10 protein-coding genes are annotated in these 14,064 nt (G+C 66.1%); 7 read left to right on the top strand and 3 right to left on the bottom strand.

The features are described 5' to 3' along the window. Nucleotides 1–11: 11 nt before the first annotated feature. On the bottom strand, nt 12–1,073 hold the full coding sequence (locus tag QQ992_RS10075; RefSeq protein WP_104835105.1) for an ABC transporter substrate-binding protein: 1,062 nt from the start codon (nt 1,071–1,073) through the stop codon (nt 12–14). Nucleotides 1,074–1,391: 318 nt separating this feature from the next. Between QQ992_RS10075 and QQ992_RS10070 the strand changes: the two genes are divergently transcribed. The 6 genes from QQ992_RS10070 to QQ992_RS10045 all read left to right on the top strand — a co-directional run bounded on the left by QQ992_RS10070 (nt 1,392) and on the right by QQ992_RS10045 (nt 10,059). Continuing rightward, nucleotides 1,392–2,624 carry an acyl-CoA dehydrogenase family protein gene (locus QQ992_RS10070; RefSeq protein WP_105948014.1) on the top strand — a complete coding sequence of 411 codons (1,233 nt, stop codon included), beginning with the start codon at nt 1,392–1,394 and terminating at the stop codon, nt 2,622–2,624. A 92-nt stretch (nt 2,625–2,716) separates the two neighbouring features. Then, complete coding sequence (locus QQ992_RS10065; RefSeq protein ID WP_286113246.1) at nt 2,717–4,492, top strand: ABC transporter ATP-binding protein; 1,776 nt, start codon at nt 2,717–2,719, stop codon at nt 4,490–4,492. Continuing rightward, nucleotides 4,485–6,326, top strand: a complete 1,842-nt coding sequence (locus tag QQ992_RS10060; protein WP_286113245.1) for an ABC transporter ATP-binding protein — start codon at nt 4,485–4,487, stop codon at nt 6,324–6,326. Before QQ992_RS10065 ends, QQ992_RS10060 begins: the two co-directional genes overlap by 8 nt. Nucleotides 6,327–6,773: 447 nt before the next feature. Further along, nucleotides 6,774–7,922 (top strand): LLM class flavin-dependent oxidoreductase, encoded by a 1,149-nt coding sequence (locus QQ992_RS10055; protein ID WP_286113244.1) that lies wholly within the window; start codon nt 6,774–6,776, stop codon nt 7,920–7,922. Nucleotides 7,923–7,939: 17 nt separating this feature from the next. Next, nucleotides 7,940–9,004, top strand: coding sequence for an ABC transporter substrate-binding protein (locus QQ992_RS10050; protein ID WP_286113243.1), 1,065 nt, complete (start codon nt 7,940–7,942; stop codon nt 9,002–9,004). Further along, complete coding sequence (locus tag QQ992_RS10045) at nt 9,001–10,059, top strand: ABC transporter substrate-binding protein (RefSeq protein ID WP_286113242.1); 1,059 nt, start codon at nt 9,001–9,003, stop codon at nt 10,057–10,059. The genes QQ992_RS10050 and QQ992_RS10045 overlap by 4 nt, the downstream gene beginning before the upstream one ends. A gap of 52 nt (nt 10,060–10,111) precedes the next feature. On the opposite strand, the gene QQ992_RS10040 is transcribed toward QQ992_RS10045, so the two are convergent. Beyond that, nucleotides 10,112–11,311: a sugar transporter gene (locus QQ992_RS10040; RefSeq protein ID WP_286113241.1), complete on the bottom strand. Its 1,200-nt coding sequence runs from the start codon at nt 11,309–11,311 to the stop codon at nt 10,112–10,114. 205 nt (nt 11,312–11,516) lie between these two features. Here QQ992_RS10040 and QQ992_RS10035 point away from each other — a divergent pair, with 205 nt between their 5' ends. Then, nucleotides 11,517–12,833 carry a WD40 repeat domain-containing protein gene (locus QQ992_RS10035; protein WP_286113240.1) on the top strand — a complete coding sequence of 439 codons (1,317 nt, stop codon included), beginning with the start codon at nt 11,517–11,519 and terminating at the stop codon, nt 12,831–12,833. 59 nt (nt 12,834–12,892) lie between these two features. Here the strand turns inward: QQ992_RS10035 and calA are convergent, their stop codons facing one another. Beyond that, nucleotides 12,893–13,945, bottom strand: a complete 1,053-nt coding sequence (calA, locus tag QQ992_RS10030) for a vanillin reductase (protein WP_286113239.1) — start codon at nt 13,943–13,945, stop codon at nt 12,893–12,895. Nucleotides 13,946–14,064: the final 119 nt, after the last annotated feature.

Raw genomic sequence — 14,064 nt, 5'->3', positions numbered from 1 at the left:
CTCCAGTCAGGTCAGGCGCGGCGCTGGGCCAGCAGTTCATGGGCAGCTTGCAGAGGCCGCGGGTCGACCCAGTCGGCGATGTCGAAATCGGCTTCGAGGAAGCCGTGCAGGTACAGAAAATCTTTTTGCGTGCCGAGGAAGGCCAGACGCTGCGCGGACAGATCCGGGGCCAGGGTGGTGTGGAAGTCGCCGCGATAGGCCTCGGCTACGCCCTGGCTGCCGGCGCGGGTTTCTTCTTCGAGGATGCTGTTGAGCGCGGCGCGGTTGCCGGCTGCCCACTCGGCGGCACGCAGCGTTTGTGCAAGGAAACGCACCACCAGGTCGAAATGGTTGTCGAGCAGGCGCTGGTGCACGGTGATTGGCCGCGGCGTGCCGTTGTTGATGCGGTGGCGCGGGTCGGGCAGCAGGTCGAGGTCGACGCCGACCACCAGCCCCAGCCGGCGCGCGGCATCGGCAGCGGCCGCGCCCTTCACGTACACCGCATCGACTTCACCGCGCGCCAGGTATTCAAGCCCCGACCACAGCCGTTGCAGGCCCAGTTGCGGGGTGGCAGCACCGGCCTGGTCGAGCAGCGCTACCTCTACCAGTTGCACGTCATCCAGGTGCAAACCTGCCGAAGCCAGGGCGCCTTTGTATCCATGCAGACTCATGGCCCGGGCAATGCTGCCAGGCCGGGTATCGCCCCAGGCCGGCAGCGCCAGGCGCTTGCCACGCAGGTCGGCGGCGCTGCGAATGCCGGAATCCGGGCGGACCAGAATGGTCTGCCATTCCTCGATCCAGGTCAGGCCGATCAACCGGCTGGGCGAGCCGGCCGCACGGGCGGCCAGCGCCGGCACGTTGCCGCCTTCACGAAACAGCCCGGGCAACTGATGATCGTAATGGTGGTGGCCAAGCTGGCGGGCCTCCTGCAGGGTCGAGACTGGCAGGCCGTCGGCAGCGAACTCCTGCTCCAGCCAGCCGAGCTTGTAAGCGATGCCTGAGGCAGTGGGTACGGGGCAGCGGGTGAACCAGATACGCTCCAGGGCGGACGGGTCGTCTGCCAGGCGTTTTGCGATGGGGGTTGCGAGGGTCATGGGGGTGGCTCCTTGGGCGTCGTGAAGGCAGCATTGCAGTGTGCGTGCCAACCGCTGGAGGCCTTGAGTTACGCGGGGTTTGCCTTGGGTTGCGGGCGCTGTTTGCTGGGCTGGGAGCAGGATTGCGGGCGGGGTGCTGCCAGATCAGCAGGGGGTGTGTTGCTGGAGCAGCAAAAAGTGGTGGAAGCCGCGCAGGATGGGGCCTGCAGAGGGGTGGCAAAGATATTGCTCAAGGGCTTGAGACCTCGGTGTAGCCATTCGCGGGTAAACCCGCGAAGCAGGCGCACTGGCCCTCTCAGACAAACCCGAGACCCCTCAATGAGCGCCATAGAACCCTCCCCCGCCCGCCGCCTGACCAGCGAAGCCGAGGCCATCGAAGTAGCCCGCCAGGTCGCCGCGCAAATCGCCGAACTGGCCGCCGACCCAAGCAACAACGGCCAGCTCCCCCGCCGCCAGGCCGAGCTGTTGTCCAGCAGCGGCCTGACCGCCATCGCCGTACCCGCCCAGTTCGGCGGCCTGGGTGCTTCGGTGCAGACTGTGGTCGAGACCGTACGCCTGGTCTCCACCGCCGACGGCGGCGTCGGCCAGCTGCTGCAGATTCACAACGTGATGCTGCGCGGTATCTTCACCGGCTACCCGGATGACGTGCGCGACCGGCTGATTGCCGACGTGCTGGCCGGCAAGCGCTTCGGCAACGCCCTGGCCGAAGTCGGTGGCAAGAACAAGTTCGCCCTCAAAACCCGCGTCGAGCGCCGCGCCGATGGCCAGTGGGTGCTCAACGGCAGCAAGTTCTACTCCACCGGTTCCTACCTGGCCGAATGGATCTCGCTGACCGCCGCCAGCGAAGACGGTGGCGTGGGCGTGCTGTTGCACCGTGACACCCCAGGGCTGACCCTGGTCGATGACTGGCAGGCCTTCGGCCAGCAGAACTCGGTGAGCGGCACCGTGAACTTCGACGACATCGTGCTCGACGAGCGCTACCTCACCCGCCGCAGCGGGCCGATGAAACGCACCGGCCTGACCTTCCCGCAAATCCTCCACGCCGCCATCGACACCGGTATCGCTGCGGGTGCCTTGCAGGCGGCTGTCGAGTACCTGCGCGAGCATGCCCGGGCCTGGGTAGAAAGCGGCGTCGAACGCGCCAGTGACGAGCCGCATGTGATTCGCCAGATTGGCGAGTATGCCGTGGCGCTACGCGGCGCCGAGTCGGTGTTGCGCGAGGCCGCGCGGGTGTTCGACGACCACGAACGCGACCCGGAGAACAAGGCGCTGCAGGATGAGCTGATTCTGTCCGTAGCCACTGCCCGAGCGCATTCCGATGCCGCATCGCTGAAAATTTCCAGCGACCTGTTCTCGCTGCTGGGGGCCAGCGCTTCGCTGAGCAAGTGGAACCTCGACCGCTTCTGGCGCAATGCCCGGGTACACACCACCCACGACCCGATCCGCTGGCGGCTGCATAACGTGGGCAACTACTACCTGAACGGGGCCGACCCGGGTGAGTACACCGCAGTGCTCAATGCCAAGGAAACCCAGGGCGCTACTCGCCGTTGAAACCTTTTGAGGGCCGGGGGCGCGTTGCGCCCCTTTCGCGACACAAGGCCGCGCCTACAGGGGGCGGTGTCGCATTCTGATTGAGCATTTAAATGAACCACCCTCTTCTTCGGGCATTGGCCATCTATCGCGAAATGCCTTGGCGCTTTGCTCTGGTCACGGCCTTGTACATCGCCGGCAACCTCGGCCTGGCCTGGCAGCAGTGGCTGATCGGCCATGCGGTCGATGATGTCAGCACCGGCCGCGCCGTGCAGCGCCTGGCCGACGGTAGTCTGGACGCCAGCGTGGGCTGGCACTGGCTGTGGTCGCTGCTGGCCATCGCCCTGGGCCGTGGCCTGCTGCAATATGCCGCCGCCGTGCTGTCACTGGTACTCAGCCAGGCCCTGCTCACGCGCCTGCGTGAGCGTATTCTCAACCAGGTGCAGCGCCTGCACCTGGGTTACCACTGGCGCCATGGCATGGGCGAACTGGTCACCCGCACCACCCGCGACGCCGACAAAGTGCGCGACGCGCTGATCACCTTCTGGCGGCAGATCATCGAAACGCCGCTGGTGGTGGTCGCTGCCGTTGGCCTGTTGAGCTGGTATGACCCGTTGCTGGGCCTGATACCCCTGCTGCTGACCGGCGCCGGGCTGTGGCTGTTCGTGATACAGACCGATCGCCTGGTCACGCTAGACCGCGCCGTGGCCGCCGCCTACGACCAAGTCAGCCAGGACCTCGCTGAAGGCATCGGCGGGGTGCGGGTGATCAAGGCGTTTGGCCTGGAACAACAACGCATTGCCCGTTTCGCCAGCCAGGTCGACGTCTTTAGCGGCCACGCCCGCGCCGCCCTCGCCTACGCCAGTTCGCGTATTCCGCTGCCACAGGCTGTAGTGGCGCTGGGGCATGTGTGGATCCTGGTGTACGGCGCCCACCGTGTGGCAGCCGGCGCGCTGGGCATCGGCGAGCTGGTGACCTCGCTGCTGGTGGCGACCACGCTGGTGTTTCGCATCGAGGGCATTGGCCGGGTGATGCAGACCTTCGCCGATGCCCGCGCCAGTGCCGAACGCATCTGGCAACTGCTGGACGAACGCCCGGCCATCGTGGGCGGCCACGCCACCCTGCCTGCCGGGCCACTGGGGCTTAAGCTGACGCAGGTGCAGGTGGGTGCCGTTGAAGCTGGCCGGCCTGTCCTGCAAGGCTGCTCACTTACCCTGAGGCCTGGTGAAGTGGTGGCACTGGTAGGCGCCACTGGCACCGGCAAGAGCCTGCTGGCCAGCCTGCTGCCGCGCCTGACCGATGCCCAGCACGGCCAAGTGCAGGTCGGTAGCGATGCCGGCGGTTGGCACGACGTGCGTGACCTCGACCTGGCCGACCTGCGCCGCCGCGTGCAAGTGCTGCCGCAAGAAAGCTTTCTGTTCTCCGACAGCCTGGCCGCCAACCTGCGCATGGCCGCGCCGCAGGCCAGCGACGCCCAGTTGCGTGAAGCGTTGCGCCTGGCCGCCGCCGAGGACGTACTGGAGCGCTTGCCCCACGGCCTCGACACGCCACTGGGTGATCGTGGCGTGACCTTGTCTGGCGGCCAGCGCCAGCGCCTGTGCCTGGCCCGGGCACTGCTTGGCGCGCCCGACATCCTCTGCCTGGACGACGCCACCAGCGCCCTGGATGCCCTGGGCGAGCGCCAGGTGCTGCATAACATTCGCCGCCTGCACAGTACAGGCAGCCAGGGCCCGACCTTGCTGCTGATTACCAGCCGCCTTTCCACGTTGCTGTTGGCCGACCGCGTAGTGATGCTGGAAAACGGCCGCATCAGCGCCAGCGGCAGCCATGCCGAGCTGAGCGCGCACAACGCCCATTACCGCGACCTGCTGGGGATCGACCATGACTGATGTGCAGCACTCCCCTGCCAGCGATATCGACATCGAGCAACGCCTGGCTCGCCAGGCGCTGGACCGGGGCATGTTCCACCGCCTGTTGCCGCTACTGCGGCCCATTCGCCGGCAAATCGTGGCAGTGATCGGCATCGAGCTGCTGCTGGTGTTCACGGTTTTCCTGCGCCCATGGTTCGTGCGCGAACTGCTGGACAGGGGCCTGGTGCCCAGCGCCGACCACTGGCTGCTCGACGAGCGCCTGGTGCTGTGGCTGGGCCTGGGGCTGGCGGCCAGCTGGCTGGGGCGTTTTCTGCTGGCGGGCGTGTCGCAGTTCATTGCCGGGCGTGCGGCGATCGGCGTGCTCAACGACCTGCGGGTTAAAGTGTTCGCCCATGTGCAGGCGCTGTCGGTAAGTTACTTCGACCAGACCCGCGCCGGGCGCATCATTTCCCGCGCTGACCGCGACGTGGATGCACTGGAGCCGCTGCTGGTGCAAGGCCCGCCCGAGCTGCTGGGCGCCCTGCTGCGCTGCGGCCTGGCGGCGGTGATGCTTTGGCGCATCGAACCCAGCTTCTTCTACAGCCTGGCTGCCACGGTACCGCTGCTGGCCGTGGCCACCTGGCGCTTCAAGCGGGTGTCACAACGCAACTGGGCCAAGGTGGCCGAGCAACGCAGCCGCTTCACCGCACACCTGGTGGAAAGTGTCAGTGGCGTGCGGCTGATTCAGCAATGCGGCCAGGAGCAGACCAACCAGGCGCGCTATCGGCGCCTGCTGGAGGACTTCAACCAGGCACTGATACGCGGCAGCCTGCGCGCTGGCTGGTTCGCGCCGTTCACCGCGTTGCTGAGCACCGCCGGCATGGCCGTGCTGTTGCTGGTCGGCGCCCATGGCCTGGCAGAGGGCAAGGTTACGGTCGGCCAGGTGGGTGAGAGCCTGTTCTATGTGTTCCTGTTCCTTGGCCCGTTGCAGGAGCTGTCGGACCTGTTCGAACGCTATGCCACCGGCAGCGCATCCGCCCAGCGCATCTTCCTGCTGCTCGACACCCGGCCACAGGTGCTCGACCCGCCCGCGCCACATGCTCTGGCCAGGGCACGTGGCCAGGTGGACTTTGACGCGGTCGGTTTTGCCTATGTGCCGAACAGCCCTCGGCCAGTGATCGACGGGCTGAACCTGCATATCCGCGCCGGTGAAGTGCTGGCCATCGTCGGCCCCTCGGGGCATGGCAAGAGCACCCTGGTGCAGTTGCTGACACGCTTCTACGAAGTGCAGCAGGGCGCCGTGAAACTGGACGGCATCGACCTGCGTGCGCTGGCCCAGCACGACTTGCGGCGCAACGTGGGTGTGGTGCTGCAGGACAATGTGCTGTTCAGCGGCAGCATCCTCGACAACCTGCGCCTGGCGGCACCGGCTGCCGACGATGCGCAGTTGGTAGCTGCAGCCCGCGAGTTGGGCGCCGACGAGGTGCTGGAACGGCTGCCGCAGCGCTACCACACCGAAGTCGGCCCGCTGGGCGCGCACCTGAGCCATGGCCAGCGCCAACTGGTGTGCCTGGTGCGGGCGTACCTCGCCGACCCGGCGGTGCTGGTGCTGGACGAAGCCACCTCGGCGGTGGACGTGCACACCGAACGGCGCATCCAGCGTGCGCTGCGCCGGCTGTGCCAGGGGCGCACGGCGATCATCATTGCGCATCGGTTGGCGACTATTCGCGATGCTGACCGGATTGCCGTGGTACGGCACGGGAAGGTGGTGGAGCAAGGGGCGCATGCCGAGTTGATCGGGCGAAGGGGTGCTTATGCGGCGCTGTACGACGCGTATCTGCGCAGTGCCGGAGAAGTTATGGCCGAAGGGTAGGACTTGAGGTTTGCAGCGCCTGGGCGATCGAGCGCCGCCCGCGCGGCGCATCGCGAGCAAGCTCGCTCCTACATTTGTTTCGGGCCAGTAATGCCTGGGCCAGCGCGCGACCGCCTTATTTGTACGACGCGATATTGCGCCATGCGCCAGGGCGTTCGCGCACAAATCTCACAGGAATAATTGGCCCGAAACAAATGTAGGAGCGAGCTTGCTCGCGATGCGCCGCGCGGGCGGCGCTCGATCTTCCAGCCACCACATCACCCAAGCCCTACACCCAGCGGCCCTCATGCTGCTCTCCCAGCATCCACTGCTGCCCGATTGCTGCCACAGCAGCACCCCGCCCCCAACCCACACCGCAAACGCCCACCCCACCGGCCCTGCGCCGTCCATGGCACAGCCGTTGCACCACCCTCCCCACTCGCACACCCTCCCCCTTCAGGAGCCCCCATGACCACCGAATTCTTCTGGCGCCTGCCGCTGGGCACCGACGGCCCGCAGCTGTCCACCGACCGCCACAACCGCGGCAACCCCGTGCATCGCCCCGGTAACATCGCCCCCGGCCGGCTGCCGGGTGGCCAGGCCGACGGTTTCACCTACATCGACTACATCGCCCAGGTCGCCAAGGCTGCCGAGCTGGCCGGCTTCGAAGGCGCACTGCTGCCCACCGGCCCGGAGCCATGGATCGCAGCCGCCGCGCTGGCCCGCGAAACCCGCCGCATCCGCTTTCTGATCGCCTTCCAGGCCACCTGGACGCTGCCCGCCTATGCCGCGCAGCAGGCAGCGATCCTGCAAAACCTCAGCGGTGGCCGGCTGGACTGGAACATCATCACCGGCGGCAACCCGGCCAGCCAACGGGCCAATGGCGACTTCCTGGAACACGACCTGCGTTACAAGCGCACCGGCGAATTCCTCGACGTGATCCAGGGCCTGTGGCAGAACGACACGTTCTCCTACGAAGGCGATATCTATCGTCTGGAAAACGGCAGCCTGCCGCCGGGCCTGCAACACGAACGCAAACCGGGCGTGTACTTCTCCGGCTTTTCCGATGCCGCGCTGGACGTGGCTGCGCGCCATGCCGATGTGTACCTGAACTGGGCCGAGCCGATCGACAAGCTCAAGCCGCACATCGAACGCGTGCGCGAACTGGCCGACAAGCAGGGCCGCACCGTGCGTTTCGGCCTGCGGGTCGACCTGTTCGCCCGCGAGACCGAAGAGCAAGCCTGGCGTGAGCTGCGCCAACAGTTCGAGCGCCTGGAAGGCAAGGCCAGCGCCTCGGCCAAAGGCTTCATAACCGGCTCGGACTCCGTCGGCGGTGCACGCCAGGCGGCCTACCACCAAGGCTTGCAGGGCTTTGACGAACTGATCCTGGCACGCAACCTGTGGGCCGGTTTTGCCAAGGCCAAGCCCGGCCCCACCGTGGGCCTGGTGGGCAGCCATCAAAACATCGCCGAACGCCTGGCCGAATACCGCGACGCCGGTTTCAGCACCTTCATCCTCGCCGCCAACCCGCACCTGGAAGAGGCCCTGCGCATCGGCCAGGAAGTGCTGCCGCTGGTGCAGCAAACCACCCCAGCCCCCTTGCAGGCCAGCGCCTGAACCGACCGGAGCACACCATGAGCCAACCCCTCGATACCCTGTGGTACACGCGCTGTCCGGTGCCCACCGGCCTGGGCATCGCCGTGCAGCAAGGCTGGCTGCAAGACGACCTGGCCAGCCTTGGCACCCAGGTGCAGTCCTTGCGCGAAGCCGACCAGCAGGCCGTACGCGAATCGCACTTCGACCACAGCTTGCTCAATTCGGTACGCCACGGCGGCAGCATCCCCGCCATCTGGGCCCGCGCCCAAGGGCGTGACACCCGTGTGATCGGCCTGTCGTGGGCCGATGAAGCGCAGTTGATCCTGACGCGACCAGACAGCGGCATCCACACCGTAAAAGACCTCAAAGGCCGCCGCTTCGGCCTGCCTGACTGGGCCTCGGCACAGATCGACTTCACCCGCGCCCAAGCCCTGCGCGGGCTGGAAAACGCCCTGAAACTCGAAGGCCTGCAAGTGGGCGACGTGGAGCTGGTCAACTACCGCTACGACGGCACATTCAGCGACCGCCCGGTGCGTAACGTGGCCGGTACACCGGTGTCCAGCACCCAGAGCGAAGGCCGCAACCTGGAACTGGCCGGCCTGCTGCGCGGCGAGGTGGACGCGATCTTCCTCAAGGGCGCCAGTGCCGTGCAACTGGCCCACGCCTTTGCCCTGCACACGGTGATCGACACCGGCAGCCACCCCGACCCGCTGATCCGCAGCAACAATGGCACGCCGCGCACGCTGGCGGTAGACAGCCACCTGCTTGAGCAGCATCCGCAGGTGGTGCGCACCCTGCTCGGCTCGGTACTACGCGCCGAACATTGGGCCCACCAACACCCGGATGAAACCCGCCGCTACCTGGCGCGGGAAACCAACAGCAGCGAGTACTGGGTGCAAGTGGCCTACGGCGCTGACGCCCACCTGCGCCTGAGCACCCGCCTGGACGAGCAGGCCATCGACGCCTTGCAGGACTTTGTCGAGTTTCTCAAGCGCTGGCGCTTCATCGCTGCCCGCTTCGAAGTGCGCGACTGGATCGCCCGCCAACCCCTGGACCAACTGCTGGCCCCCATTCCCATGGACAGGAAACCCGCGACCCCATGACCAAGCCCCTGGAAACCCTCTGGTACACCCACAGCCCCGTGCCCACCGGCCTCGGCATTGCCGTGCAGTCGGGGCGCCTGGCCGAGGCCTTTACGCCGTTCGGCACCAATATCCAGTCGTTGCGTGAGTCCAGCGAACGCGAAGTGCGCGAAGCCCACTACGACCACCACCTGCAGAACTCGGTACGCCATGGCGGCAACATCCCGGCGATCTGGGCCTATGCCAGCGGCGTCGAGACCCGCGTGCTGGGGCTGTCGTGGAGCGATGAAGTGCAACTGATCCTCACCACCGAAGAAAGCGGCGTGCGCAGCATTCGCGACCTGAAGAACCGCCGCTTCGGCCTGCCCAAATGGGCCAATGTGCAGATCGACTTCACCCGCGCCCAGGCCCTGCGCGGGCTGGAGAATGCCCTGAAGCTGGAAGGTCTGTCGGTGGCCGATGTCGAGCTGGTCGACTACCCCTACGGCGGCACCTACAGCGACGATGCCAAGCAGCATCTGTATGGCGCCGAAGTGAGTCTGGACACCAGCCGCTTCAGCCGCCGCAACAACGAGCTGATCGGCCTGCTGCGTGGCGATATCGATGCCATCTTCCTCAAGGGCGCCCATGCGGTGCACCTGGCCCACGAGTTCGGCCTGCGTGTAGTGGTCGACACCGGCAGCCATCCCGACCCGCTGATCCGCAGCAACAACGGCACCCCGCGCACCCTCACCGTGGACCGGCACTTGCTGGAAAACCACTTCGATGCCAGCTGCACCTTGGTCGATACGGTGCTGCGCACCGAGCAGTGGGCCTGGGCCAACCCTGAGGAAACCCGGCGCTTTCTGGCGCGCGAGCTGAACACCAGCGAGTACTGGGTGGCGGCGGCCTATGGCGACGATGCGCACCGGCGATTGCGCACGACGCTGGACAGCCGCTCGATCGAGGCGCTACAGGACTTTACCGAGTTCCTGTTCAGGTGGGGGTTCATACCGCACCGCTTCGATGTCCGGGAGTGGATTGATTTTCGGGTGCTGGAGCATGTGATCGGGTCGACGTCCCGGTTGGCGGTTTGAATGCCGGGGCGCGCCTTGCGCCCCTAAGCGACACACGTGCGCGCCACGCGGGTCAGTGCGCCAGCGCCTCGCGGAACCGTCGGGTGCTGGCAACCGCCAGCACCAGCCCGATGACTGCCACGCTACCGCCCACAAGGCCGATATCCGCCACGTCCATCTGGCTGCTGACGATACTGCCCAGCAGCGCACCACCACCAATACCGATGTTGTAGATGCCCGAAAACAATGCCATGGCCACATCGGTGGCATCGGATGCCAGCCTCAACGTCTTCGACTGCAGCGACAAGCTGAAACTGAGAATCGCCACGCCCCAGAACATGCTCAGCGCAGCGAACGCATAGAAGTTGCCCGACAGCGGCAGCAACAACAGCAGGCACGCTGCCAACAGGCCGATCGAACCCACCAGGAAACCATGGGGGAAACGGTCGCTGTAGCGGCTGAACAGCAACGAACCGAACACCCCGGCACCGCCGAACAGCAGCAGCAACAGCGTGGTACGCTCACCGCCAATCTGCGCCACATGCAGCGCGAACGGCTCAATGTAGCTGTAGGCGGTGAACTGCGCCGTGATCACCAGCGTCACCAGCGCATAGGTTATGACCAGCGCCGGGCGCTTGAACAGGATCGGCAGGCTGCGCAACGAGCCGGAGTTCTGGCTGGGCAGCAGCGGCAGCGATTTCATCAGGCACAGCATGGTGGCCAGCGCCACTCCGGCAATGCTCAGGAAAGTGATGCGCCAGCCCAGCGCCTCACCCACCACGCGGCCCAGCGGAATGCCCAGCACCATGGCCAGGGTGGTGCCGGTGGCCAGCAGGCCCAGCGCCTTGGCCTGCTGGCCCGGTGGTGCCACGCGCACCGCCAGCGAGGCAGTGATGGCCCAGAACACCGCATGCGCCAAGGCAATACCGATACGGCTGACCAGCAGCATGGCAAAGCTCTGCGACAGCCACGACAACAAGTGGCTGACAATGAACACCAGGAACACGAACAGCAACAAGCGCCGCCGTTCGACGTTACGGGTCAGCAGCATCATCGGCAGCGAGGCCAACGCCACCACCCAGGCATAGATGGTCAGCATCAGGCCGACCTGGGCGGTGCTCATGTCGAAGCTGCGGCCAATGTCGCTCAGCAATGCCACCGGCACGAACTCGGTGGTGTTGAAGATGAAGGCTGCCAGGGCCAGGGCGATGACGCTCAGCCAACTGCCGCTGCCCGCCGTGGGTGGCTGGTGGGTGGGTATGGGTCCGTTCATGGGTGCAAACCGCTTCTCCGCAGACAAGGCAACAGGTCGCACGCCAGCCACCCGCTTGCAGGGGCGCCGACGCACGCTTTGTTATTGATAGGAATGCCCGGCATGGTACGCGTCAAGCCGGAGCCTCACAACCGCGTGGCAGGCAGAAGGAGTACCATGCGCGTTTTGTGTGAAACGCGAGTGCAACAAGGAGCCCGATCCGCTCATGGACAAGCAGCACCCCCAGCAGCAGTGGCAGCAGGCGGTAACCGCCTACGCCCAGGCCGTCAACGACTACATCGCGCAGGGCCGTGCGCAAGGCTGGGATAACCTGAAAGAGCCACAGGCGCCAGCCACCGGGCACTTGCTGGACGCCTGGCTGGCTGCCCTGCAGGCCGCCAATCGCCCTGGCGTCGACGAACAGCAGCGCCGAGCGTTTCGCGAGGCCTGGCCACCCGCACACCACCCCTTGGTACCGTTGCTCGATGACCACGGCCAAGGGATCAGCCATGTTCTGCTGCTGGACGACGGCAGCCTGCTGGCCCGCATCGGCATGCCTTACGACAAGGGCCAGGTCGTGCGTATCGACCGCCATGGGGTGACGCCGGTGATCGGCATCGAGCACTTCGGCCGCTGCCCGGCCCGCCGCTACTTCGCCCTGGCCAATGCCGAGGGCGTGCGTGTGACCGACGGCTGGGGTGGCCCGCAAGTACAGCGACTGGCATGGCCAAGCGGGCTTGAGGGGTTGCCGTCGGGGTACCCGTTCGAGCCGTTCGACCTGCCGCCAGCGCCAACCGCGCTGGTCCCCTTCCCCGATGGCCAGCGTGTGCTGCTGGTAAGCGCCGAAGGGATCTTCGTGCTGACCACTCAAGGTGCGACTCGCCTGCTGCCGCAACAAACGCGGGTGCTCGACGAGCTGGCCGAAGGCACCGACCCGGACGACATCAGCCTGGGGCTTAGCATGGAGCATGGCGCAGTGTCGGCGGATGGCCGGCTGATCGTGGTGGGCGAGCAAGGCACCCGCCACCGGGTGCTGGATGCCCAGCTCAGGCCGGTTGCCGAAATCGGCCCAGGCAGCGAGTACCCGCACTTTGCGTTGTTCAACCGCTCGGGTGACCAGTTGATCGTCAATGCCTGCCATTTCCATAGCGGTGCGACGCTGGCAGTAAAGGTGGCGGACTTGCCAGGGCTGGATACCGATTACTACAGCCAGGACCCGCGTACCCCGCTGGTACAGGATGGCGCCAGGGTATATGCCGGGGTGGCGCGCGATGGCGAGTACATTGTGGGGGATGCCTATGGCTACCTGCGGGCCTTCGGCGAGGATGGCACCGAACATTGGCAGCATTACCTGGGGTCGACCATCAGTGCGATGGATATCAGCGCCGATGGGCAAACGCTGGTGGCGGCGAGCCATGCGGGGGTTGTGTCGGTGATCGCGCTGGACAGCGGGCGGCCTGAATGGCAGATCGGCACCGGGGCGCATGGCGAGGTGCGGCGGTGGTTGTTCTGGAAGGGGTTGGACAAGGCGATGGTCTGGTAACAGATTCAGCCTCTTTGTTGCCTGTACCCGCGAAGAGGCCGGTACAGGCAACCGAATAATCAGCCCTGCAACGTGGCCATGTCGATCACGAACCGGTACTTCACATCACCGGCAATCATCCGCTCGTACGCCTGGTTGATATTGCGAATATCCAGCATCTCGATATCGCAACGGATGTTGTGCTCGGCACAGAAGTCCAGCACTTCCTGGGTCTCGGCAATGCCCCCGATCAACGACCCCGCCAGCACGCGGCGTTTCATCACCAGGTTGGCCGCGTGCAACGCCGGGTCGATCGGTTCGATCAGGCCGACCAGAATGTGCACACCGTCGAACTTCAAGGTTTCAAGGTACGGGTTGAGGTCATGCTGTACCGGAATGGTGTCTAGCAGGAAATCGAACCGGCCGGCAGCGGCACGCATCTGCTCGGCATCGGTGGACACGATCACGTGGTCGGCACCTTGCCGGCGGGCTTCTTCGGCCTTGGCCGGGGACCGGGTGAACAAGGTCACCTCGGCACCCAGGGCCTTGGCCAGCTTGATGCCCATGTGGCCCAGGCCACCCATGCCAAGGATGCCGATTTTGTGGCCCGGGCCGACGCCGTGGTGCTTGAGCGGCGAATAGGTGGTGATGCCGGCGCACAGGATAGGGGCCGCGCTGGGCAAGTCCATGCCGGCCGGAATGCGCACCACGAAGTGCTCGCTGACCACGATGCTGCTGGAGTAACCGCCCATGGTGTTGCTACCGTCGACCCGGTCCGGGGTGGCGTAGGTCATGGTCGGGCCTTCCAGGCAATATTGCTCCAGGTCCTTGGCGCAGGCTTCACAGTGGCGGCACGAGTCGACCATGCAGCCGACGCCCACCAGGTCGCCGACCTTGTGCGCAGTCACCTGGCCGCCCACCGCCGTGACGCGGCCGATGATTTCGTGGCCGGGCATCAGCGGGTACACGGCAATGCCCCATTCGTTGCGCGCCTGGTGGATATCGGAATGGCACACGCCGCAGTAAAGGATTTCGATGGCGACATCGTCCGGGCGCGGGCTGCGGCGCTCGAAGGTGACAGGGGCCAGGGGGCTGGTGGGGGTTTGGGCGGCGTAACCGATGGCGGTATACATGCAGGGCCTCGCAGTAAAGTGAAACGATTCAGGCGGCGCATTTTGCCCGCCGTTTGCCGCCTGGCACACGGCTGATCCTCCGGCATGCATGCCTGATTCTCCGAAGATGCCCGCCAGCA

This window comes from Pseudomonas kurunegalensis, assembly GCF_030291635.1.
Lineage (GTDB): Bacteria > Pseudomonadota > Gammaproteobacteria > Pseudomonadales > Pseudomonadaceae > Aquipseudomonas > Aquipseudomonas monteilii.
Note: the sequence above shows the minus strand (reverse complement) of the source record. Positions and strands in the feature narration are given on the sequence as shown.